This window comes from Acinetobacter sp. YH12099 (genome assembly GCF_013419195.1).
Lineage (GTDB): Bacteria > Pseudomonadota > Gammaproteobacteria > Pseudomonadales > Moraxellaceae > Acinetobacter > Acinetobacter towneri.
In genome coordinates, this window is the sequence record NZ_VPAP01000002.1 from 81,428 (window position 1) to 103,938 (window position 22,511).

22 protein-coding genes are annotated in these 22,511 nt (G+C 39.2%); 8 read left to right on the forward strand and 14 right to left on the reverse strand.

The features are described from left to right. Complete coding sequence (gene rsmD / locus FTU39_RS02055; RefSeq protein ID WP_004970724.1) at positions 1 to 558, forward strand: 16S rRNA (guanine(966)-N(2))-methyltransferase RsmD; 558 nt, start codon at positions 1 to 3, stop codon at positions 556 to 558. A gap of 105 nt (positions 559 to 663) precedes the next feature. Beyond that, complete coding sequence (gene ykgO, locus FTU39_RS02060; protein ID WP_026438469.1) at positions 664 to 786, forward strand: type B 50S ribosomal protein L36; 123 nt, start codon at positions 664 to 666, stop codon at positions 784 to 786. Between the two features lie 47 nt (positions 787 to 833). Here ykgO and FTU39_RS02065 read toward each other — a convergent pair whose 3' ends face one another. After that, the gene (locus FTU39_RS02065; protein ID WP_104852321.1) at positions 834 to 1,460 is read right to left on the reverse strand and encodes a 1-acyl-sn-glycerol-3-phosphate acyltransferase; all 627 of its coding nucleotides are present in this window, start codon (positions 1,458 to 1,460) and stop codon (positions 834 to 836) included. A 357-nt stretch (positions 1,461 to 1,817) separates the two neighbouring features. On the opposite strand from FTU39_RS02065, the gene FTU39_RS02070 reads away from it, so the two are divergent. Then, positions 1,818 to 2,648 (forward strand): copper resistance protein NlpE N-terminal domain-containing protein, encoded by an 831-nt coding sequence (locus FTU39_RS02070; protein ID WP_167846151.1) that lies wholly within the window; start codon positions 1,818 to 1,820, stop codon positions 2,646 to 2,648. Positions 2,649 to 2,775: 127 nt separating this feature from the next. Here FTU39_RS02070 and FTU39_RS02075 read toward each other — a convergent pair whose 3' ends face one another. Continuing rightward, positions 2,776 to 4,377, reverse strand: a complete 1,602-nt coding sequence (locus tag FTU39_RS02075; protein WP_004977281.1) for an isocitrate lyase — start codon at positions 4,375 to 4,377, stop codon at positions 2,776 to 2,778. 645 nt (positions 4,378 to 5,022) lie between these two features. Between FTU39_RS02075 and FTU39_RS02080 the strand changes: the two genes are divergently transcribed. Both FTU39_RS02080 and FTU39_RS02085 read left to right on the forward strand, forming a co-directional pair. Beyond that, positions 5,023 to 6,012, forward strand: coding sequence for a LysR family transcriptional regulator (locus FTU39_RS02080; protein ID WP_004977282.1), 990 nt, complete (start codon positions 5,023 to 5,025; stop codon positions 6,010 to 6,012). A gap of 137 nt (positions 6,013 to 6,149) precedes the next feature. After that, on the forward strand, positions 6,150 to 7,478 hold the full coding sequence (locus tag FTU39_RS02085; protein WP_180051653.1) for a hemolysin family protein: 1,329 nt from the start codon (positions 6,150 to 6,152) through the stop codon (positions 7,476 to 7,478). Between the two features lie 132 nt (positions 7,479 to 7,610). On the opposite strand, the gene FTU39_RS02090 is transcribed toward FTU39_RS02085, so the two are convergent. From FTU39_RS02090 to FTU39_RS02100, 3 genes are all read right to left on the reverse strand, one after another. After that, positions 7,611 to 8,117 carry a hypothetical protein gene (locus FTU39_RS02090; protein ID WP_004977287.1) on the reverse strand — a complete coding sequence of 169 codons (507 nt, stop codon included), beginning with the start codon at positions 8,115 to 8,117 and terminating at the stop codon, positions 7,611 to 7,613. A gap of 313 nt (positions 8,118 to 8,430) precedes the next feature. Next, positions 8,431 to 8,610 carry a hypothetical protein gene (locus FTU39_RS02095; RefSeq protein WP_096901477.1) on the reverse strand — a complete coding sequence of 60 codons (180 nt, stop codon included), beginning with the start codon at positions 8,608 to 8,610 and terminating at the stop codon, positions 8,431 to 8,433. Between the two features lie 304 nt (positions 8,611 to 8,914). Continuing rightward, complete coding sequence (locus FTU39_RS02100) at positions 8,915 to 9,907, reverse strand: NAD(P)H-quinone oxidoreductase (protein ID WP_180051654.1); 993 nt, start codon at positions 9,905 to 9,907, stop codon at positions 8,915 to 8,917. Between the two features lie 152 nt (positions 9,908 to 10,059). Here FTU39_RS02100 and FTU39_RS02105 point away from each other — a divergent pair, with 152 nt between their 5' ends. Beyond that, positions 10,060 to 10,407, forward strand: a complete 348-nt coding sequence (locus tag FTU39_RS02105) for a co-chaperone YbbN (RefSeq protein WP_257224381.1) — start codon at positions 10,060 to 10,062, stop codon at positions 10,405 to 10,407. Here the strand turns inward: FTU39_RS02105 and FTU39_RS02110 are convergent. The 4 genes from FTU39_RS02110 to FTU39_RS02125 all read right to left on the reverse strand — a co-directional run bounded on the left by FTU39_RS02110 (position 10,404) and on the right by FTU39_RS02125 (position 14,452). Next, positions 10,404 to 12,245, reverse strand: a complete 1,842-nt coding sequence (locus FTU39_RS02110) for a diguanylate cyclase domain-containing protein (protein WP_372238838.1) — start codon at positions 12,243 to 12,245, stop codon at positions 10,404 to 10,406. The genes FTU39_RS02105 and FTU39_RS02110 overlap by 4 nt on opposite strands. Before the next feature lie 161 nt (positions 12,246 to 12,406). Then, entirely contained in the window at positions 12,407 to 12,748 is a 342-nt protein-coding gene (locus tag FTU39_RS02115) for an FKBP-type peptidyl-prolyl cis-trans isomerase (RefSeq protein WP_004977304.1), read from the reverse strand. 58 nt (positions 12,749 to 12,806) lie between these two features. Next, entirely contained in the window at positions 12,807 to 13,337 is a 531-nt protein-coding gene (locus FTU39_RS02120) for a YaeQ family protein (RefSeq protein WP_180051655.1), read from the reverse strand. A gap of 92 nt (positions 13,338 to 13,429) precedes the next feature. Continuing rightward, positions 13,430 to 14,452 (reverse strand): GTP-binding protein, encoded by a 1,023-nt coding sequence (locus FTU39_RS02125; RefSeq protein ID WP_096901474.1) that lies wholly within the window; start codon positions 14,450 to 14,452, stop codon positions 13,430 to 13,432. A gap of 521 nt (positions 14,453 to 14,973) precedes the next feature. Here FTU39_RS02125 and FTU39_RS02130 point away from each other — a divergent pair. Then, positions 14,974 to 15,186 (forward strand): hypothetical protein, encoded by a 213-nt coding sequence (locus tag FTU39_RS02130; protein WP_004977309.1) that lies wholly within the window; start codon positions 14,974 to 14,976, stop codon positions 15,184 to 15,186. 183 nt (positions 15,187 to 15,369) lie between these two features. On the opposite strand, the gene FTU39_RS02135 is transcribed toward FTU39_RS02130, so the two are convergent. From FTU39_RS02135 to FTU39_RS02145, 3 genes are all read right to left on the reverse strand, one after another. After that, positions 15,370 to 15,891, reverse strand: a complete 522-nt coding sequence (locus tag FTU39_RS02135) for an acyl-CoA thioesterase (RefSeq protein ID WP_004977311.1) — start codon at positions 15,889 to 15,891, stop codon at positions 15,370 to 15,372. Between the two features lie 358 nt (positions 15,892 to 16,249). Continuing rightward, complete coding sequence (locus tag FTU39_RS02140; RefSeq protein ID WP_004977313.1) at positions 16,250 to 16,420, reverse strand: hypothetical protein; 171 nt, start codon at positions 16,418 to 16,420, stop codon at positions 16,250 to 16,252. 354 nt (positions 16,421 to 16,774) lie between these two features. Further along, positions 16,775 to 17,785 carry a patatin-like phospholipase family protein gene (locus tag FTU39_RS02145; protein WP_214129004.1) on the reverse strand — a complete coding sequence of 337 codons (1,011 nt, stop codon included), beginning with the start codon at positions 17,783 to 17,785 and terminating at the stop codon, positions 16,775 to 16,777. Positions 17,786 to 18,019: 234 nt separating this feature from the next. On the opposite strand from FTU39_RS02145, the gene chrA reads away from it, so the two are divergent. Further along, positions 18,020 to 19,246, forward strand: a complete 1,227-nt coding sequence (gene chrA, locus FTU39_RS02150) for a chromate efflux transporter (protein ID WP_180051656.1) — start codon at positions 18,020 to 18,022, stop codon at positions 19,244 to 19,246. 90 nt (positions 19,247 to 19,336) lie between these two features. Here chrA and gltS read toward each other — a convergent pair whose 3' ends face one another. Together gltS and FTU39_RS02160 are read right to left on the reverse strand one after the other, a co-directional pair. Further along, positions 19,337 to 20,578, reverse strand: coding sequence for a sodium/glutamate symporter (gltS, locus tag FTU39_RS02155; protein ID WP_131261496.1), 1,242 nt, complete (start codon positions 20,576 to 20,578; stop codon positions 19,337 to 19,339). A gap of 614 nt (positions 20,579 to 21,192) precedes the next feature. After that, complete coding sequence (locus FTU39_RS02160) at positions 21,193 to 22,497, reverse strand: DcaP family trimeric outer membrane transporter (protein WP_180051657.1); 1,305 nt, start codon at positions 22,495 to 22,497, stop codon at positions 21,193 to 21,195. Positions 22,498 to 22,511: the final 14 nt, after the last annotated feature.

Sequence of the window (22,511 nt, forward strand, 5' to 3'; positions counted from 1 at the left end):
ATGAAAAATCAACTACGTATTATTGGTGGAGAATGGAAACGTCGTCAGTTGGCTTTTGCTTCAATTGAGGGATTACGCCCTACGCCCGACCGAGTGCGCGAAACCTTATTCAACTGGTTAATGTGGGATGTGCAAAACGCCAAAGTGTTAGACCTCTGTTCAGGTTCGGGCGCTTTAGCTTTTGAAGCCCTGTCTCGCGGTGCGGCACACGTGGTCATGATTGAGCCAAACCGTACACAAGCACAGTTTTTACAGCAAAATTTAGAATTATTACGCGTCAATAAAAGCAAAGCACAATTAAAAGTTTCTACCGCACAACATGCTTTGGCGACACTAAAAGATCAGTTTGATTTGGTATTTTTAGACCCGCCTTATAGTTTAGATTTATGGGAAGAATTGGCAGGGTTGGCTGATCCACTCATTGCGGCACAAGGTCTGATTTATGTTGAAGCAGATCGTGATTTAAACCTGTTAAAATTACCGCAGACTTGGCAAAAAGTTAAAGAGAGCAAAGCGGGAACTGTACGTGCGGGCTTATACCAAAAGATTGTTGTTTAAATTTTCTCCTTAAAAGATACGCGGTAATTTTATGACTATCGACACTTTTCAAGAGCCATCCATTAATGTAATATTATAACATTACATATTGTAGTGTTTATCTTCATGAAAGTTCGTTCATCTTTAAAAAGTGCAAAATCGCGTGCCGATTGTCAAATTGTGAAACGTCGTGGCAAATTATTTGTGATTTGCAAATCCAATCCACGTTTTAAAGCAAGACAGGGATAATCCCCTGTCTTTTAGTTTTGATAGATTATTACACTGAAATAGTGTGCTTATTCTGAATAGTAACGTGTATCGACACTAAAACTTTCAGGAAATTTTGCTTGAACCTGCGCATAAAATGCCATGATTTCAGCCATATCTTTTTCAAAATCACCGGTTGGATGCACAATTTTTCCCACACCCGTTTTCTTTTTTGCGTAATCCATATACGCCAAAGCAATTGGCACACCTGCATTTAACGCAACATGATAAAAACCTGTTTTCCATTGTTCTTGACGCGCACGTGTGGCTTCAGGCGTCACCAACATCACCAATTTAGGATGGTTTTTAAATAAGTCCGTCATGAGCTGAACCATACTAGGTCGTGCTTCGCCTGGTGCTTTCGGACGACGGTCTATACCAATACCTCCCATCGCACGGACAAATGGCCCAAACGGCAATTTCATATAGCTGTCTTTAATGGTCAAGCGAACATTAACGCCCAAAGCTTTAAGCCCTAAGCGTGCATATAAGGCATCCCAATTACTGGTATGCGGTGCAGCAATCATCACATATTGGTCTAATTCCAACGGACAATGATTGTCGATTTCCCAACCCATTAAATTTAAGCTTCGCTCAGCTAACTTTTCAAACACAACCGCATACCCCAAATAAAGTGTGCGAATTTTAGCAAGCATCGACAAATACAAAAGTCTAAAACGACGAATAAATAAACAAATACTTTATAAATGTATAAAAATTTCCTGCACTCATCTTATTTTTGTCATTCCATGCAAAATCATACTGTTTTTGCGCTTATTCATTGCTAGATTCAAGCAAGTTTAAAATGGTAAATATATAAATTTACGCACAGTTTGCTGAGTTTTTTTACGGTCTAATCCGATGTAATCCTTGAAGTGAAACTTAAAACTTTAAAACATCGGGCTTGTTATGATTTGCTACAAATCTTCATTAAAAATAAGGCAAATTGGCTTTTCAGATACAAGGTGAAAGTTTAAGGTGGCAGCAAGACAAGTTTGAAGTTTAGAACATTTATGCTGAATCGTTATCCGATTGCACTCAGTACACTTAGCTTATTTTTAGTAGCTTGCGGATCAACTGACCCAAGCAGGGAGTATCAATCCGCTTTGCCTTCTGAGCCACAAATTACGCCCAAAACTGAAGTTCAAAATTCAGCAACTTCATGGACAGGACAAGCTACAGGTAACTTTAGAGCCTTATTGCCTTGTGACAACTGTGAACAGCATGTGATTCATTTACGCCTGAATGATGATCAAACCTTTCAACTCAGCGACATTAAACGCTCGAAACAGCGCCAGCGCGAAAACCAAGTGGCGGGAACGATTCAAGCTGCTCAGGGCAACAATCAGCAAGACAAACAGAACCAACACCCATCGCAAAACACGGCAAATGAATGGTTGCTCAATACAGAAAATGGGCAAGCCTATGCACGTATTCAACTCACAGCTCACGGTCTTCAATTCAGCTTATACAATCAGAAAAAGACACAAAATCAGCAGAAAAATGAAACTCAGGTTTTCTTACATCCTGTAGAAAATATGCAAGTCAGTAATGCCCTGAAGCATGTCGATATTCAGGCTGAACACGTACAAAATGTTGAGGTCAAAGAATTAAACGACCCTGTGATGGCACACGATTATTTTCTGGCAATTCACAATCAATCTGATCAAGCATTACAATTACATGCCAATGACTTGGTTTTGGTCGATCAGCAATATCAAGAATATGCAGCCGTAGTCGATCCGCATTTTTTAGAACCAATTCCTGCACAACAAAAACAATGGATTAAGGTGTCTTTCCATTACCCAGCTTCTGTAGAGGCAGATGTGATCAAAATTAAATAGGTTACAGCTGCTGCATTTCATAAATGAAGGAACATCAATTTAAGGATGTTTCAAAGTTCTTTGACTATTTTAAATAGCCATAAAAAAACCCTGCATCAGCAGGGTTTTCTTTTAAACCATCAAGCGATTACGCGTTGAATTGGTTCATTGTGTTTTTAGCTTCGTCCGCTGCTTTAAGCGCGTTGTCACCAGAGAAAATTTCTTTGTGATCGTCACCGATGTCAGAACCAGCCATTGCTTGGTGTTTAACACAAGCGATACCACCGCGGATTTCTTTACGTTGTACGCCAGCAACATAAGCCAACATACCTTCAGAACCGAAGTAACCTTGAGCAAGCTCGTGAGTAGAAAGAGCAGCTGTGTGGTAAGTAGGCAGAGTGATCAAGTGGTGGAACACGCCTGCTTCACGAGAAGCGTCTGCTTGGAATGTACGTACTTTTTCGTCAGCTTCAGCAGCCAATTCAGAATCGTCGTACTCAGCGCTCATTAATTTAGCGCGGTCGTATGCAGATACGTCTTTACCTTCAGCAACCCAACGGTCGTACGCTTGTTGACGGAAGTTCAGTGTCCAGTTGAATGATGGAGAGTTGTTGTAAACAAGTTTCGCATTTGGCACAACTTCACGTACACGGTTAACCATGTGAGCGATTTCTTCTACGTTTGGAGTCGCAGTTTCGATCCAAAGAAGGTCAGCACCGTTTTGTAAGCTAGTTACACAGTCAAGTACAACACGGTCAATTTGAGTGCCTTCACGGAACTGGTACAAGCCAGAAGCTAAACGCTTAGGACGGTGTAATTTACCATCACGCTTGATTAGGATTTCGTCTTCTTTCGCTTCAGAGATGTCAATTTCTTGAGTGTCTAAGTAGCTGATGTATTGAGAAGCGATGTCGCCTGGCTCTTTAACTACTGGGATTTTTTGAGTTAAGTCAGCGCCTTCAGAGTCAGTACGTGCAACGATGATACCGTCGTCAAGACCCATTTCTAAGAACGCATAACGTAACGCGTGGATTTTAGCGATGAAGTCTTCGTGTGGAACAGTTACTTTACCAGCTTGGTGACCACATTGTTTCGCGTCAGAAACTTGGTTTTCGATTTGAAGTGCACATGCACCCGCTTCGATCATTTTCTTAGCTAATAAGTAAGTTGCTTCTTCGTTACCGAAACCAGCGTCGATGTCCGCAATGATTGGCACAACGTGAGTTTCAAAGTTGTCGATTTGAGCAGTGATTTCAGCAGCTTTAGCAGTATCACCAGCGTCTTGTGCTTTTTTAAGTGCGCGGAACAAATCGTTTAATTCTTTTGCGTCAGCTTGACGTAAGAATGTATAGATTTCTTCGATCAATGCAGGAACAGAAGTTTTTTCGTGCATAGATTGGTCAGGAAGTGGACCGAATTCTGAACGAAGTGCAGCAACCATCCAACCAGAAAGGTAGATATAACGGCGTTCAGTAGTACCGAAGTATTTTTTGTTCGCAATCATTTTTTGTTGCGCAACAAAACCGTGCCAGCAACCTAAAGATTGAGTGTATTTGCTTGAATCAGCATCATAAGCAGCCATATCACGACGCATAATCGCAGCTGTATATTTAGCAATATCTAAACCAGTTTTGAAACGGTTTTGCATTTGCATACGCGCAGCATCTTCAGGACTGATGTCTGCCCAAGTGTTGCCGAATTTTGCTTTTAATTCGCGGATTGCATCAATCGCTGTTTGGTATGTAGTCATGATATTGTACCCTGTAATATTATTTAGGATTTATCAATCGAAGGCTAAATCGCGCTTATGCTTGATTGCTCAGATTTAGAGCACTTCGTTACGATGAATACAGAGTAGAGTGACTGAATGAATTAATCCAATATTCTCGTGTAATTCTCGGTATTTTTTAAAAAAATGTATAGATCAAAGTCTTAATTCACAAAAACAATAAAAACACAACCTATTGATTTTAAAAACCTTATTTAGAAAATTAATCAAATATCTTTGCTTACAAATTCATCTCTGTGCCGATATTTTCTGCATTAGACTTAAGTCTTGCATTTCATAAAAAATGCTTGCATTGGCGATTTCTGCCATTTTTTAGCAAAATTTTGCTGCTTTTCAGCGCAATGTAAGTGCATAAGTTTCATACAAAATAGAATCTGCTATCAGTTCTGCCAATGCTTTTAAGTGTTTTTGCATTTAAGATTAAAAAGTATAGATGCAGTACTAGGCAACCTACATTTCTTTAGGAAATAATGATGGGGCTGGCTGTTTTTATTCAGATTTTTTGCTGTTTATCTCGTCGATTTTTTCATCATAATTTATACACAAGCCTTACGGCTTATGGCATAATTCCAATAATTTAGTGATTTTATTTTCGGTATTTATTTTATGAATCTGGAGCGGGTTGATCTTAATCTATTAATTTATCTTGACGTCTTACTTCGTGAAAAAAATGTAACCCGTGCTGCAGAACAATTGGGCGTTACCCAACCTGCGATGAGTAACATTTTACGTCGTTTGCGCAATTTATTTAATGATCCCCTGCTGATTCGTTCTTCTGAAGGCATGACGCCAACTGAACGTGCCTTAGAATTACAACCGCGTATCCGCGATGCCTTATCTGACCTTTCTATGATTTTGGAGCCGCGTACTGAGTTCCGCCCTTATACTTCAAATCGTGTATTTCGGATTATGACCTCCGATTACGCAGAAGCCACATTAGTCCCACGCTTGGTTAAAGCTTTACGCTCTGAAGCACCTAATGTGGTATTAGACTTTTTAACCCCGAGTGATGTGTCTTATCGCGACATGGAACAAGGTAAAGTCGATTTGGCGATTAACCGTTTTAATGAAATTCCACAAAGTTTCCATCAGGTTTTAGTTTGGCGTGATAGTTTTTCTTGCCTGCTCAATCACAAACACCCTGCTGCCAATAACCTGAATTTAAAAAGTTACTTAGATGCACAACATATTTGGGTTTCTAAAACAGGTATGGGCGTTGGTTTTGGTGTGAATCCAGAGAAACAAGCGGGACTGGGTTGGATTGATCAAGCTTTAGAGCGTATTGGACAAAAACGTAAAATTTCGGTGTTTACCCGTCATTATCAAATGCCTGCACTACTCGCGTCTAATGTAGATTTAGTCGCAACCTTACCTACACGTATTGCGCGCTTACAAGCCAAAAGCCAAAGTTTACTGATTAAAGACCCACCATTTTATATTCCAGAATTTGAATTAAAGATGGCATGGTGTCCGTTGTTACATCATCACCCTGCACACCGTTGGTTACGCCAATTGATTTTATATGTAGCGCGCCAAATGATTGAAGAAGAAAACCGTGAGTTTTTACTGAATAACTCTCAATTTTCAGCCTATTAATTAAAAATTCACTGAACTTATTGGCACAAACGCTTATACTCAGATGAGGAATATTTCGATATTCCTCATTGTTTAATCATGATTTAATAAAGATTCAAATTGTTATATTTAAAATAATATAATCCACAGGTGGATTCGTGAGCCTCTTCCAGAATATTGTTATTATCCTCATCCTCATTGTCGGAGCTGGTTTTTTATCGCTGACTGAAATTGCGTTGGCTGGTGCACGTAAAGTTAAACTGAAAATTCTAGCCGAATCAGGCGATGAACGTGCCCAAAAAGTTTTAGACCTACAAGAAAACTCAGCTGATTTTTTTGCTGCCTCACAAATTGGCTTAAATGCAGTTGCCATTTTAGGTGGTATTTTAGGTGAAGGCGCATTCCGTCCTTATTTTTACAACTTAGTTGTGCGCTTCTATCAAGGACCATGGGCTGAAACGCTTAGTTTTGCCTTGTCATTTACCTTAGTGACTTCGCTGTTTATTTTATTTGCCGACCTAATGCCTAAGCGTTTGGCAATGATCGCCCCTGAAAAAATTGCGGTATCGGTGATTAATCCGATTCAAATTTTTATTCGGATATGCAAGCCTTTGGCATGGATGATTAATGCGATTGCCAACGTGCTGTTCCGTTTATTCAAAGTAAACACCACGCGCGAAGACAATATTACCTTTGATGATATTTCTGCAGTCATGGATGCAGGCGCTCAAGCAGGTGTTTTACAAAAGCAGGAACATCACTTTATCGAAAACGTGTTTGAACTCGAAGAACGTAACGTACCTTCGAGTATGACCACACGTGAAAATGTGGTGTTTTTTACCCTAAAGGAATCTGAAGCCAGTATTCGTCAAAAACTTGCAGAATATCCTTATTCCAAATTTTTGGTCTGTAGCGAAAATATTGATGATGTGATTGGTTATGTTGATGCCAAAGATATTTTGGTCAGAATCCTCAATAATCAATCTTTACTACAACTAAATGAAAGCACCATCCGTAATGTATTAACCATTCCAGATACACTCACGCTGTCTGAAGTCTTAGACCGTTTCCGCTCGACCAAAGAAAAATTTGCCGTAGTCATTAATGAATATGCGTTGGTTGTGGGCGTAATTACCCTGTCTGATATTATGATTACTGTGATGGGCGATTGGGTAACACCTATTGAAGAAGATCAGCAAATCATTAAACGTGATAACAATTCTTGGCTGATTGATGGCAGTACACCAATTGAAGACATTAAACACGCGCTGCAAATTGATGAAATGCCAGATGATGAAAATTATGAAACCATTGCAGGTTTTATGATGTATAAGCTACGTAAAATCCCGCGTCCTGCCGACTCTGTACTTTTTGATGGTTATAAATTTGAAGTGGTCGACGTCGATCATTTTAAAATTGACCAACTTTTAGTGACACGAATTGTAGAAACGCAGGAAATACAAAACAACAATGAAGCAGATGGATAGTGAGATTCCTTGTATTCGTTCAGCCTGATTGCATCTACATTTTCTCGCATTCACAAAAAAGCACCACATCAAAATGAAGTGGTGCTTTTTTAAATCTGAACTGATACTTCTGAAATTTAGCTGAGTATTTACTTAATACTTACTGATCAACTCATCCAATACTGCTTGATAATGAATCGCAATATCTTCAGCTAAAATTTTATAGACATTGTCGAATTGCACCATTGGCCAACCTTCTTTCCAGAAAGGGAAAATATTGTGCAAATCATGCGTTACCACAGCATCTTCACGCACAATCGCTTGTGCAACCTGAGCCAATACTTGTGCAGTTTCTGTGCCATCAATGGCTAAATAATCAATCCCACGTGCTTTTAAAATACGCACACGGTCTTTTTTATAACGAATTTTTTTCATTTGCGCTTCATTTAACTGCAAAGCCAAACTCACCGCTTCTACAAATTTGCTTTCAAATGATTGATTCAGTGCCACCAACGCTGCTTTATGCGCTTCCTGACGACCTGCTTTCCCACCATTACGGATAATTTCTTTTGCCTCTGTGTCTAGCTCATCACTTTTCATAGACTGCAAAATGTCGAGTATTTCGATATCACTTAATGATTCAGGAGATTGGTCAATCATGTACTGCCCTTGGACAAAAATAGAAAAACGCTATTTTCGCACAATTTAGCTAAAAGCTCGACACATTCCGAAGCAATTGTTCACACAAGGCAGTGCTGCACCTATTACAGTGCAGCAGTTTAAAATTGATCTTTCAGCTTTGATCATCCTTGTTTATTTTAAATTTCTTATTGTTCCCTTAGTTTTTCTCCTGAATTTTACCGTCTATTTAAAACCCGTTATTTCAAATGAATAATCCAATAAATAACAGGTTTAACTTTTCAACTCACTTGTACTTTTTAGTAAAAAATAATTAACAGGTTGCTCTTTACACTTAATACAAGTTTTCGCGTTTATCATGATCGAGGCGGTCAATATAGCGTTCTAAATGTAGCATCGCATGATACATTTTATTTAAGTTCCGAACATTGATTTGCTGACGAACAATATTTTTGTGTAACCGTTTTAATGCACGTAGACTGTGTTTTGGCGTATATGCAGATAAAATTTTCATAAGCCTGCTCTCTCTATCAAATTATTTTACATGAACCGTTTTGTTATCTTGAGAATGAATTCAATGAATATAAAGATAAGCTCTATTATTGACAGGGTGTGTCCTACACCTCCTTAATATTTGACTATTTGGAAAAATTTTATTGTGTTGAATTGTAGTTTAAAGAAATATTTATGTAATTATGATTAAAATAATTGCTAAAAAAGATTCAAAAAATCTTTGTTAAAATCTTCTATAAAAATATGCATAAAAAAACTGACACTCGGTCAGTTTTTTATGCGGGCTGATTTTAAATTTTGAGTCTTTAAATCACTTCCACCACTACTTTGCCCACATGCTCACCTGTATCCATTTCGGCATGTGCTTGTTGAATTTGATCAAACTGGAAAGTTTTATAAATCATAGGCAGACATTCACCTTTGGCTAACAATGGCCAAACTATCTCTTGCAAACCTTTGGTAATTTCAGCTTTTTCTGCAGTATTGCGGGCGCGCATGGTCGAACCGGTAATGGTAAGACGCTTCATCATAATTTGACCAAGTTTTACTTCTTTGGCTTTTGCACCACCCAAGAATGCGATATACACCAAGCGACCATCACGACGTAATAAGTTTAAATTACGTTCCAAATACGGCGCACCAACAATATCTAAAATGATATCGACCCCGGCATTGTCTGTCGCTGCATTAATCACTTGTTCAAAATCTTGTGTCTTGTAATTAATCGCTGTGGTGAGGTGTGAAATTGCCTGTACTTTTTCATCTGAGCCTACGGTTGCAAAGGTTTTTAGATCTAAGGCATTGCACAGCATTAAAGCAGTTGTACCAATGCCACTGGTTCCACCATGAATCAGTGCCGTTTCACCTGCTTTGGCTTTACCCATTTGGAACACGTTGGCCCACACAGTAAAAAATGTTTCAGGTATCGCAGCGGCTTGCACAAAGCTGACACCCGCTGGAATTGTCAAAGTCTGGCTTTCTGGTACAACACAATATTCTGCATAGCCACCACCATTGGTTAAGCCACACACTGCATCACCAACTTTAAATTGGCTGACATCTGTACCCACAGCAACTACTTCACCTGCTACTTCTAAGCCTGGCACTGGCGTCACGCCTTTAGGCATAGGATACAGACCCTGACGCTGTAAAATATCAGGACGATTTAAACCAAAAGCATGTACTTTGACCAAAACCTCATTGGCTTGTGGCTCAGGTATTGCAACCGTTTCATAGGCTAATTTTTCTGGGCCACCTGGTTCTGTAATAATAATCTGCTGCATTGTGTTTTGTGTCATGGCAAATCCCTGATTGTTTGATGCTGATATGAATTCTGACTATTTGAACATAAAACAGCAAAGCATTAAAACCCAGATTAACTTAGGTATAATTCTCATGCCGTGGTGTTTCATGCGTGATTAAATTTTTATTTATGATTAAAGAGTATGTGATGTCAGAAATTGTGGAATACAACGAAAATAATTACCGTGAGTTTGAATATGAAACAGGCGTTGCGGTGATTCGTTTTTATGCGACGTGGTGTACGCCTTGTGTTCAAAATGCACCATTTTTTGAGCAGCTTGCCCAACTTTTTGATGCTTCGGTAAAGTTTGGCAAAGTGAATGTCGATCAATCTCCAATTTTAACTTTGCGTTATCAAGTCTTTGGTTTACCGACCACTCTGATTTTTAAAGATGGCAAATTGTTGAACGACTGTCGGGCAATGTTTCTGTCGTACAACTTCAACAAAAAATTCAGAGCTATCTTTAAGCCATGTAGAGTAGCGTCAACATATTAAGTTTGAATTACTACCTGATCGCGTCCTGCATGTTTGGCTTGATACAAATGCGCATCTGCAGCTTTCATAAAATCATCCACGTGCGTATACGCTTGTGCGCGAGTCATCCACGCTACACCGATACTTAAAGTCACATATTGTTTATGGTCTTCTCGTGCTACATGCTCAAAAGCTGCATCACGCACAGCCTGCAAGACCTTTTGCATGAGTGGTGCAATCGCAGGTTGCGGAATATCGTGCAGTAAAATGGCAAATTCTTCACCCCCATAACGTGCCACAAACGCATTTTTAGGCAAAGTATCTTGTAAAACTTTAACTAGGTTTTGCAGAATTTGATCGCCTTTTAAGTGCCCATAATGATCATTGTATTTTTTAAAATAATCGACATCGAGCATCGCAAAGACCAAAATATGTCGCTTATTTTGCAAGGTTTCAAAATACAAACGCTGAATTTCTTCATTTAATGCACGGCGATTATATGCCCCTGTTAATGCATCGGTTTTAATCTGTATTTCCAGTTTTTCATTCAAAAGACTGAGTTGTTCAGTGCGTTCCTGCACTTTTAAATCTAACGAGCTGTTTAAATGAATCAGTTTTTGGTTCAAGCGTTCAATGCGTAAGTTATGGTAGGCATAATTTCGTGCCTGCTGAAACATGATGAGCAATGCATAAACACTGGTCGAAATAAAAGATAAATGAATGGAATTGACCAGATTCAGCATTAATAAAAAATCATGAATAAATGTGCCACATAGAATAATTACTGCCCAAAAATTAATTTTGGAATAATCCTCTCCTGAACGCAGGGTTTGATAAAATCCATAAGCAAAATTTGCCAAAATCAAAACAAAGAAAAATGAACTATAAAATGCCAATTGCTGAAAAATAGTGGGTTCTGCCCACAGCGTCACCCCAATATTAAAGCTCAATAACAGCATTGCCGCGCTATATACCCAACGATGCAAATAGCGCGAACTGAGCAAAAACATATAACTCAGGAAAAATAAAATCGCTAAAAAACTAAATAAATATTCGAGTCTTATTCCCCAAGACCAACTTAAATTCAGGAAAGTGGTATAGGCATAGGGTGCAGAAAATAAATTGTGTAATGCCAGAAAAACAATAAAAATGCCGAAAATAAAAATACGCTTGGTCTTTCCACCATTTGCAAGACTAAATGCCGAAAACATCAAGGTAAACAAACCAATACCAAGTACTGCCCCACAAATCATGGCAATACTCATCATCAAACGCTGATACTGTTGATTGATGGTGCGACTTAAACCAATTTTCATTGGATTTTTTAAACCACCTTGCAAGCTCTGAAAGCTAGACGCTTGAATGGTCAGGGTAAAATATTCACTTTCAGGAACAAAATATGCAATTCGTGGGGCATTTTCGGTTTGGTGACTACTCGCATCTGCACCGACTGTGCCAACACGCACCAGTGGATCGCCATTTAAAAATACCCGATAGGCGCCATATTGGTTGGGAATCCAAATCGCAATACGTCTGCCTAGAAATTCTTTTGGAATTTGAAAGTGCCCAATAAAAGTGCCGTAAGTATTGGCATTGCCCATTAAATCTTCAAATGAAGCAGGCAATTCAACGGTATTCGATGCCAGTACCGCACTGGGTTCTTGAATCAATTGTTGCGGATAAAACAACCATCGCCCAGTCAAAATACTCGATTGATCTTCAGTAAATTGAACAGAATTGAGCAGTTGTTGATGTAGATAGTAAGATTCAGGTGCAGACTCATACTGCGCCAACACACGCGGTGGTGTGAGTACACTGCACAGTAAAATTAAGAAGAGTAATGCACACTTGTGCCACATCCGAGTGAAATTCAAAAATGCAAAAATCCTATTGTGCTTGTTTTTTAATCTAATCGTTCTTGCACTAAATTTGAAGTAAAAAATTAAGTCATTTATGCTAGACCTTACTGGCATCGGATGAATGACTTAAATTCTAGCGGTTTGGCTAAGTTGAAAGGTGTTTATTGATCGCGTGTTTTCACATCATACAATTCAATTTCAAAAATCAAATTAGAATTAGCAGGAATGATATTGCCCATTTTGCGCTCACCATAAGCCAAATGCGCAGGTACGATCAGTTTGCGTTTACCACCCACTTTCATCCCCATGATGCCTTGATCCCAGCCTTTAATGACACGACCTGTACCAATCACGGTTTCAAAATAGTTACCACGGTCTAAGGATGAATCAAACTTGGTGCCATCTTCCAACCAGCCTGTGTAATGCGTAGTAATTAAAGCGCCTTTAACCGCTTCTTTCCCCTCACCCACCACCAAATCAATAATTTCTAATTCTGCACTCATGTTCATCTCCAAATATTTACACTTCGATGTTTAAGATAATTTCCAGCTCGTGCAAGTGTTATTGCAACTGTGTCCACTCAATCTGAGCCTGTGCCTGATCGCCAATCAATGTCCATTCGCCATCCATTACATTCGACTGCAATTGCATGGTACGTTCGCATAAAGCTTGAACGGCTTCGGTACTCGCTGGCGATAGTTGCCACACTTCAACATTATTTAAAGTTTTGATTTTACTGTTACGTTTGTACCATTCATCTACCGATGAACCATAAGCAATAATCGCAACTTGCTTACAACGCGAACTGGCTTTTTTGACTTTGTCTTCATCTGGGCAACCGACTTCAATCCACTTAATTAACTGCCCTGTTAAGTCTTTTTCCCACAAAGCAGGCTCATCGGTTTCAAATAAATCTTTGGTAAATTCCAAAGCTTCATCTGCATAACGTGCGAATGCCAAAATACGCACCATCAATCGCTCAATAGTTTCAGAAGGATGCAATGCCATGGTGAGCTGATAGTCACCGTATTGATGCACATCCATATTGGCAATGTTCAAATCTGCCTTATAAATTGTCGCTTTCAGCGCCATTGTCTATTCCTAAAACTATGTTTAAATTTGCCACTAAGCATAATGGATTTTCTGTGATTTTGCTGTATCGTTTGCCCGATAACGTATAGATTTCAGTCTAGAACCGCAGCAGCATCGACCCGATACGCCAATAGTTCAGCCTCAAATTTTTCCCAATCACGCTCGCTTTGATAAATAATTTCCAACCGATTGTCTATGCCTTCATCGGTAGATTGATAATTAAATTGCTGCGGATTGAAGTTGAAACTTTTCCAACCCTGATTGGTATAAAAAATTCCTTTAATACGCAGCCAATCTTGCTGTTCACAGAGTAAATCTAATAAGGGATAAAAGTCGAATTGCCAACGTTTAGGCAATTTCCAACCTGCGACTGCATATCCTTGTGCAGTTTCGACATAGTGATATGGCAATTGTTTGATTTCTGCAGACTCTTGCAGATTTGTAGAGCTGACCTTCTGTTGCAATTTTAGCAACGGCTGAATTTTACGCTGTGTACCGACATACGGTATATCCATTTCGGTCAAAGCCAGATGACCCTGTTCTGCTTTCAACCATTTTTGCGCGTAGGCTTGATATTCCTGTTGTAGTTGTATGAGGGCTTGCTCATCTGCCGCCTGCATTTGGTCTGCATGTGACACCACAATAATTTGTGCAGCTTTGAGCTGATCGGCATACAGGTTTTGCTGCGTCCACGCCTGATCATGCAAACGCGAACCATCTACTACCGTCACCAAGGCGCGCATCGATAAATGCGTATGCCAATGTGGTTCGGTCAGTTGTTCCAAGAGTTGCGCAGGATGCCCCAAACCTGTCGGCTCGATGAATAAACGGTCAGGCTTCGCTTCGGACAATAAACGCGACAAAGCAATTTGCATAGGCAATTGGCTGCTACAACATAAGCAACCGCCCAATAATTCTTTGACTTGATAACCCTGTTGCTGAGGTAAGAGTTGTTGATCGACCCCGATTTGTCCAAATTCATTCATCAGCACCGCCCAAACTTCATGTTCTGGTTTTTGGCTGAGTAACTGTTTCAATAAGGTGGTTTTTCCTGCACCGAGAAAACCAGAAATAATATGCGTCGGGACTGCTTTTTGTGGTGCAATTAATTTCAAAATAAGCTCACTTTATTGAATTTCAAACAACTCAAGCATGCTAAGCAAGTTTAGCGATTAGTTCAATCTGAATCTAAACACACTGAAATTTATTCATTTCAGCACATCTATCACCATCATGATTTGAAAAATTCACTTACATTTATTACGTGATGATCTGCAACTTATTTGGGGAAATACACGAGTTTTAGCCGCTTGATGTTATGTTTTATTGCCAACCACGCAATTTTATTGCGGAAAACACAGCCATTTTGATTGGATTTGACTGCATATTTAAAACAAAAATTACCAAACTACGACCTATTCATCATCATTGTGCGGTTCAAGTAACCGTCATTGTTTTGCTTTGTTGCAAGCATTGATCCCATAGCTTTGGCTCTTTAGCATGAGTTCCTGTTCAGCCCGTTCAAATCAGGTGATGACTGACTTGAACACTTTAGCCGCAATAAGTTTTTTTACTTAATGCTTGTGCTGAGCACTCCCTACTACTCATGAAAAACTTTAAATAAGGATGCCAAACCATGAAATTGACACAAATTTTACTCGCTTCAACTTTTGCTTTTGCCACTGCAACTACTTTTGCTGCAAAGGCTGAATCGACAGCAACAGAACAGGAAAAAGTGGTTGTTTCAACGCAGGAAACTGTGGCTGAACCAGCTTCAGAACAAGCTGCTGCACAACCTGCATCTGAAGCAAGCACTGAAACCCCTGCTGCATCGACGCAACAGCCTTAAAACTTAGATACATTTAAAAATGTAAATCGAATACAAAAACTGAGTTTTCCGCCACTCTCTCGGTTTACTCAGTTTTTGTTTATCTGCATAACTAATCAATATTGCCTTGGACAAAATTAAAAAATAGGCACAAAAAACCTGTCTACAATTGCAAACAGGTTTTCAGCTAAATTTGATGAAAACTTAGTTTTGTTCAGTTTTCTTATAAATGCTGCAAGATGGATGATGATTTTCTTGCAAACGTGCAACTTTACGTTGCTCTGCTGCTTCAAAACGGCAACGCTTCCAGTCATTGTCTAATTTCAACGCAGGGATTTGTTTTGGTTTACCATTTTCATCGACTGCAACCATAGTGAAGTAACAGCTGTTGGTATGGCGCACTGTACGTTTTTGAATATTTTGTGCTTCTACACGAATCCCAATTTCCATTGAAGTACGACCGACATGGTTCACACTAGCAAGGAAAGTCACCAATTCACCCACATGAATCGGCTCTTTAAAGTTCACTTTATCAACCGAAAGGGTCACCACATAACTACCAGAATAGCGGCTCGCACATGCATACGCCACTTGGTCTAATAGTTTTAAAATTGTTCCACCATGTACATTCCCTGAGAAATTTGCCATGTCGGGTGTCATTAACACGGTCATGGTTAATTCTGACTGGTCATCTAACACTGGGGCAATTTGATCTAATGGTGACATCGCGTTCTCTAGACTCTTTTAAAGACAGTAAGATATGAGCCTATTATTATATCGCGTTTATAAAAGTTTGAATGTTCATTTCGGCAACAACTACATCATTATTATTTATATTGTTTATGATAACATTTATTTAAAATTATAAGACTAAAGACTAAGACTCCCAAGCTGTTATTTTTTAATCCATTTCTGATTTTTTAGAATATTTGTTCAAATTGAATATTACGTGAATCCCCCTGATTCAAGTGTTCAAAAAACAATCTAAAATCTTTTATTCAATGGATTATTCAAGCAAATTTCGGCGAATTTACACGAAAAAAAGTTCAATTTCCCCGTAAATTTTCAAACTTCGCTGCGACATTTAAACCAAGCGCAGCATTTCCTGCGACACATTGCTATAAGTCAAAGTTTGTTCAGTACTCAGTGCAGCTTCAATCACATAAGAACCATCTGGATTAATCATCGTCACTGTAAAAATAACTTGCTCCATAGTGGCAAGTTTCACCTGCTGTCCAATTTCAAAGCCGTGCATGAAGTATCCCCTCGATTTTTTATAAAGTTTTAAAGTCCTGAAGCACAAAAGTTAGGCTGTCTTGGAAGCATGTTCAATTGGTAAACTGCTTAAAAAACGAATTCAGTAAATGCTACATAGAATAAATGGAAACGGTGCGAAAGAACACGCTAAAAAATTGATTTTAAGTCTAAATACCTCATCTCAGTATTTAGATATCTTTATGGTATCTTTATTTTTAAACTATAATATCAAATACTTACAAAGAAAAATCTAAGCAATCTAACATTAAAGTTATTTTTATCAAGCACCTAATTAGACTTAAGTTAAATCTGTTGATTTCATTGAATTGACCTAAATGAAGGATCTGGACAGCTATTTAAACTGTCCATAAAGCCCAAAAGTATTACTCACTTTATAGTCTACAATTCTATGCCCATGCGCATAATGATGCTGTTGATAGACCTGATCGATTTTATTTAATTGCGCTGCGGTTGCTTCTGCACCTGCCAGCATAGTCGCTTCGCGCCCTTTTACATCAAAAATATGGGCTTTTTCACGTAAATCGGGTTGAATGACCACATCTGCCAGTTTCAATTCTTCATTGGCCAAATGCTTTTGCATAATATTAATATTTTGGTTAAACAATCCCCACACATTACTGGTTTCAGTATGAATAGGCTGCGCCAAAATATTCACGGCAATCACAATATCTGCCCCTAAATCGCGTGCAACCTTGACAGGTACAGGGCTCACTAAACCACCATCGACATATTCATGTTCTGCAATTTTAGTAGGTACAAACATACTTGGGATAGACACTGACGCACGCACTGCCTGCCCCGTATTGCCATAATTAAATACGACTTTTTTGCCTTCTTTTAATTCAGTCGCCACCACGTACATCGGGATTTTAAATTGCTCCAAACGGAGTTGATCGACTTGTGCATTGACATAATTTTCAACTTTTTTACCATCAAAAAAGCCTTTTAAATCTAAAGTCACATCCCGCACATCATTGGCTTTCATATTCATGGCAATTTCACGTAATTGCTGTGCATTTTTACCACTGGCATAAATTGAACCGACAATGCTGCCTGCGCTGCTGCCCACAATAAAATCAGGATGAATACCGTACTGCTCAAGTACTTCAATCACCCCAATATGTGCATAACCACGTGCGCCACCACTGCCCAAAACCAAGGCGACAACTGGACCTTTTTTTTGTTGTTTTAACTGACGAAAATCAATTTGATTCAGGCGTGACTCTGCTTCAACCACGGGCTGCGACTCAAGTAAAGTTTGAGTCGAAAATTGCTGCTGTGATGGCACTGCCTGACATCCCACCATCAATAATGCTGTAAGAGATACATACCCAATTTTCATAATGACCTTCTTGAATCCATAGGTTTCAGTCGATATTTCACCGCCAATCGTGACAAGGTTGATCAGCTAACTTGATACAGCAACCATCTTAACGTCAACAGTTATGCTCTCTGTTTTTACCTTGCATGAGCGCCCATAGTCTATCTACTATTTTAACCGATCCTTGTAGTAATTCGTTAAACTGTCACGTCTAGCGACTACAGTGGCGCACAAGTCAAATCTGTCTAAAATTATATGCCAACACCTTCTTATTCCTTATTATTCTGGATTTTTCTGCAATTAGGCTGTCTGTCTTTTGGTGGGCCTGCAGCGCATTTGGTGTTTTTCCATCAGCGTTTTGTGCAACAACTCAAATGGCTAGATGAATCCCAGTATTCACAAATTGTCGCACTTGCACAACTCTTACCTGGCCCAACTAGTAGTCAGGTGGGGTTAGCGATTGGTTATTTGCAAAAAGGCTATTGGGGTGCAGTCCTAGCTTGGTTGGGTTTCACCCTACCTTCAGCGTTGTTTATGGCTTTGGTTGCAGTTTTGGGACATCAATATTTAGATGTACTGTCGTCAAATAGCTTTCACAGTATTCAACTGATCGTATTGGCCGTGGTGGCTTGGGCATTTTGGCAAATGTTGCGTAGTTTTTGTAAAACGGTTTGGCAATATGCCTTAATGTTTGCTTCTGCCCTATTTATTTATCTGATGCCCTTGAGCTTCAATCAAGTTTTGGTGATTCTGATTGCCGCTTGTTTTGGCATTTGGATGGCGAAACACGCAGCACCGACTGCTGCACCAGCATCCACCAATACAACGGCGACAGATACTCATTTTACTGCGGCACATTTACTCAAACATCGTCGTTATGCTGTATTTTGGGCAGTACTTTTTGTTACACCCTTTATTGTGCTGTCAGGTCTAAACTGGCTGCAACCTCAATTACTCTATGCAGCCAATTTAAGTTTCTATCAAGCCGCATCTTTGGTCTTTGGCGGTGGGCATGTCATTTTGCCTTTATTGCATCAAGATTTTGTTAGCACATGCTTAGTCAGTGCAGAACAGTTCGATTTGGGTTATGCCATGGCGCAATTGGTGCCTGGCCCACTGTTCAGCTTTGCAACATATTTGGGCAGTTTGATTCCAATGACAGAATCTATGCTGCTGAATGCGACTTTAGCCACGTTGGCGGTTTTTCTGCCATCTTTCTTTTTGGTATTTTCGACTTTGCCTTATTGGTCTTGGTTGATGCAGCAAGCCTATATTCGTCATGCGGTTACAGGGATTAATGCAGCGGTAGTCGGTTTGCTGCTGTATATGGTGCTCGAAATGGCACAGCGTCATATTTTGAGTATTGTTGATCTGCTGTTTATTGTTTTGGTGATTGGATTATTAAAATCCAAACTACCTGTTTGGCTCAGTTTAATTGGTAGTTTTCTGGTCTATACAGCATTCTTGCATTTCATGGCTTAAATTAAAAATGCTATAGATCAAATAAAATGCCAGTTCAATTGAACTGACATTTTTTGTGGATGATTAAATCAATCCTTCATGCTTTGGAGCTTAGCCACCAAAGAATTTTAGAATAGATTGAATCACCGCAACGTTAATTAAATCGACAAAGAATGCACCACACAGCGGCACAATCAAGAACGCTTTATAAGATGGACCATACATATTGGTAATGGCCTGCATATTGGCGACTGCTGTTGGCGTTGCCCCCATCCCAAAACCACAGTGTCCTGCTGCCAACACGGCTGCATCGTAGTTTTTCCCCATAAGACGGAAGGTCACAAAAGCTGCATATAACGCCATTGTGAGTGCTTGCGCACCTAAAATCACCATCAACGGACCTGCCAAATCGGCCAATTGCCATAGTTTGAGTGACAACAACGCCATCGCCAAATATAACGATAAAGATGCATTCCCAAACACATCAATCGCACGGTCAAAAATATTAACTTTAAAAATACTTTCTAAGACATTACGCAGAACCACACCGCCCGCCAATGCCCAAACGAAAGTTGGTAATTCAAACATCGTGCCTTTGGCAGCGCCTGTCATAAATTCGGCAAATGCCAAACATCCAGCAAATAAACCCAAAGTAGTAATTGCATTATCTGCTGTAATTAAACGAACCTGATGCGGATATTCAAATGGAATAAACTCATTGGAATCTTGATCCGCAGGCGTATTATCGCGTTTTTCAATTTGTTCGTCGGTACGTGGTACAGCCAATTGATGACGGTTGATTAAAGTTTTAGCCAGTGGACCACCAATTAAACCACCAATAATTAAACCAAAGGTCGCACTTGCCATGCCCAGTGCCAAAGCACCTTGAATACCATATTGGGTTTCTAAAATTTCACCCCACGCACCTGCTGTACCATGACCGCCAGTTAAAGTAATCGATCCTGCAATTAAACCAATTAGTGGATCAATACCTAACAATGTTGCAAGACTAATGCCGACAATGTTTTGCAACACAATAAATGTGGAAATTGCAATCAAGAAAATAATTAAACCGATTCCACCCTGACGCAATTTTGTGAAGTTCGCGCTTAAACCAATCGAGGCGAAGAAAATAAGCATAAAGCTAGTTTGCAATGCGCTACTGGTGGTAATGCTATAACCCCAAAATTGATTCACCAACAATGAAACAATAGCGGCAACCAAACCACCTGCAACAGGTTCAGGAATATTATAGCGTTTTAAAAAATCAATTTTATTGACTAAAAGTCGCCCTAAGAGCAGGACGATGACCGCAGCAATCAGCGTATAAAACGCATTAAAAGTAAATTCCATGGCAATATCCATATAGTGATTGCAGATTATTTTTAATATGATCAAGAACTGTCTATGCAAACCAAAGTATTTGCATCACTATGACTCTAAATCAACTAAAAAATGCCGCAATACAAAGTATGTAAACAGTATCGTATTTGACCGAAGTTTAAGAGGTACGCATTTCGCTCAGCCAACCCATCCTTTGGTTTCACTCAAGCGTTATCATCTGCGTTTGCCTAGAACAGAAGAAAAGAAAGACAAAAGACAGCAATTTCACTTTCGGGGTGACTTCGAGTGCAAACAACTGAATCGGCTTAACACTGAGAGGTAATCTCATATAAGCTCCAAAATATCTGAGGTGGATAAATACCTTCCGATAAAGATATTCAACCACTTGATAAAAAACAGCAAGATTAAAGGTCGATCATTATGCATTTTTTTTGACAAAAAGCTGCTATTTTCTACATTTTTTCTATAAATTTTAATGATTGTTTTAAGCTATAAGTGAAAGTTACAGCATTTTATAAAAGTGGATAAAATTTAAGTTATTGAATTAATTTCATAAATTTAAATCATAAAAAAACAGAGCTTAATATTAAGCTCTGTTTTTTTTTCGCTAAAAGTACTGAAACTTAGAAGCTATAACGTGCCATAAAGCCTACACGGTCATCACTGAATTTTTGACCTTTGAAGGTTTCACGCTCACCATTAATATATTCAATACCTAAATCAACTGGTTTTACAGGTGAATAGATAAAGTTAATCCACGCTTGTTGTACTTTCTCGTTAGCGCCATCATTTAAACGCGCATAGTCTGTACCATCATCCGCAAATAAAGCACCATACGCTAAAGTTGAACGTAGTTGTGGTGAGAACTTATAGGTTGCACCCACTTGTACACCAATCGTTTCATTTTGCTCAATGCTATTACCATCAACTACAAATGCTGAGTTATTACCATATAAGTAATTGCTGTTACCTTTTACATATGTTACGTCTGCAGATACTTTTAAAGGTTCTGCAACTTGATAATTCGTGCCTACAGCAGCACCCCAACCAGTTTTATCATCATTTGCTGCTTCTGATTTGTAATGTTCAACCAATGCACGTGCAGAAGCTGAACCTTTACCATCAGCAAAACCTTGAGTCACTTTTGCAGTCAATACTGGTGCGCGATAAGTTACTGGTGTAGGTGAGACTGTACTTGCTGAAACTTTACCAGCTGTGCTGTTGCCCTCTTCAGCCGAAACAAATAATTCTGTTGCAGGCGCTAGCTTATAACCATAACGAACTTGCGGTACACGCGCTGTACCACCACCAATATTCGTTGCGAAGTCAATCATTTCTGGTGCATGATTAGACAAGAAGTTCGATGTGGTTTGACCAAATAACCAGTTATTTAAAGTCAAATAAGCATGACGGATACGTAAGTTTTCTGATTTGTCATTATCAGAACTTGCAAAATCAACTTCGATTTTACCACCTAGCTTGTTGTCACCCATTGGCGTATTAAAATCTAATCCAAAACGAGTAACTTTTGGTGTAGCACGTAATTTATCTTTTGTAGATTTAGTTGTTGCATTACCCACAGTATGAGTACTGTTAAAGTCACTATCCGCACCATCAATAATATAGTTCGCATCACCACGGATCGAACCATAAATAGAAACATCTGCACCAGATTTAGACTTTAAACTGCTTAATGCAGTTGCAGGTGCAGCAGGCTTCGCCTGTTGTACTTGGGCAATTTGAGTTTGCTGTTGTTGTTGTACTTGCTGTTGTTGCTGAATTAATGATTTTAACGCTTCAACTTCTTGACGAAGTTCTTGAATTTGTTGTTGCTCAGTTTTTGCTGCGTGTGCAGTACCTACCATTAATGTTGTAACGGCGATAGCTAAACCTTTGATCATAAATTGACCGTTGAGTAATTGACTCATTTATTCCTCCAAAA

Excerpts from the sequence above, each read along its gene's own strand:
- FTU39_RS02115 (WP_004977304.1), bottom strand. The coding sequence starts at position 12,748 with ATGAGTGCAGAATTAGAAATTATTGATTTGGTGGTGGGTGAGGGGAAA.
- ykgO (WP_026438469.1), top strand. The coding sequence starts at position 664 with ATGAAAGTTCGTTCATCTTTAAAAAGTGCAAAATCGCGTGCCGATTGT.
- FTU39_RS02140 (WP_004977313.1), bottom strand. The coding sequence starts at position 16,420 with ATGCACGGCTTTGAAATTGGACAGCAGGTGAAACTTGCCACTATGGAG.
- FTU39_RS02080 (WP_004977282.1), top strand. The coding sequence starts at position 5,023 with ATGAATCTGGAGCGGGTTGATCTTAATCTATTAATTTATCTTGACGTC.
- FTU39_RS02110 (WP_372238838.1), bottom strand. The coding sequence starts at position 12,245 with ATGTGGCACAAGTGTGCATTACTCTTCTTAATTTTACTGTGCAGTGTA.
- FTU39_RS02130 (WP_004977309.1), top strand. The coding sequence starts at position 14,974 with ATGAAATTGACACAAATTTTACTCGCTTCAACTTTTGCTTTTGCCACT.
- chrA (WP_180051656.1), top strand. The coding sequence starts at position 18,020 with ATGCCAACACCTTCTTATTCCTTATTATTCTGGATTTTTCTGCAATTA.
- FTU39_RS02095 (WP_096901477.1), bottom strand. The coding sequence starts at position 8,610 with ATGAAAATTTTATCTGCATATACGCCAAAACACAGTCTACGTGCATTA.
- gltS (WP_131261496.1), bottom strand. The coding sequence starts at position 20,578 with ATGGAATTTACTTTTAATGCGTTTTATACGCTGATTGCTGCGGTCATC.
- FTU39_RS02070 (WP_167846151.1), top strand. The coding sequence starts at position 1,818 with ATGCTGAATCGTTATCCGATTGCACTCAGTACACTTAGCTTATTTTTA.
- FTU39_RS02105 (WP_257224381.1), top strand. The coding sequence starts at position 10,060 with ATGTCAGAAATTGTGGAATACAACGAAAATAATTACCGTGAGTTTGAA.
- rsmD (WP_004970724.1), top strand. The coding sequence starts at position 1 with ATGAAAAATCAACTACGTATTATTGGTGGAGAATGGAAACGTCGTCAG.
- FTU39_RS02135 (WP_004977311.1), bottom strand. The coding sequence starts at position 15,891 with ATGTCACCATTAGATCAAATTGCCCCAGTGTTAGATGACCAGTCAGAA.
- FTU39_RS02160 (WP_180051657.1), bottom strand. The coding sequence starts at position 22,497 with ATGAGTCAATTACTCAACGGTCAATTTATGATCAAAGGTTTAGCTATC.
- FTU39_RS02075 (WP_004977281.1), bottom strand. The coding sequence starts at position 4,377 with ATGACTACATACCAAACAGCGATTGATGCAATCCGCGAATTAAAAGCA.
- FTU39_RS02090 (WP_004977287.1), bottom strand. The coding sequence starts at position 8,117 with ATGATTGACCAATCTCCTGAATCATTAAGTGATATCGAAATACTCGAC.
- FTU39_RS02100 (WP_180051654.1), bottom strand. The coding sequence starts at position 9,907 with ATGACACAAAACACAATGCAGCAGATTATTATTACAGAACCAGGTGGC.
- FTU39_RS02145 (WP_214129004.1), bottom strand. The coding sequence starts at position 17,785 with ATGAAAATTGGGTATGTATCTCTTACAGCATTATTGATGGTGGGATGT.
- FTU39_RS02065 (WP_104852321.1), bottom strand. The coding sequence starts at position 1,460 with ATGCTTGCTAAAATTCGCACACTTTATTTGGGGTATGCGGTTGTGTTT.
- FTU39_RS02120 (WP_180051655.1), bottom strand. The coding sequence starts at position 13,337 with ATGGCGCTGAAAGCGACAATTTATAAGGCAGATTTGAACATTGCCAAT.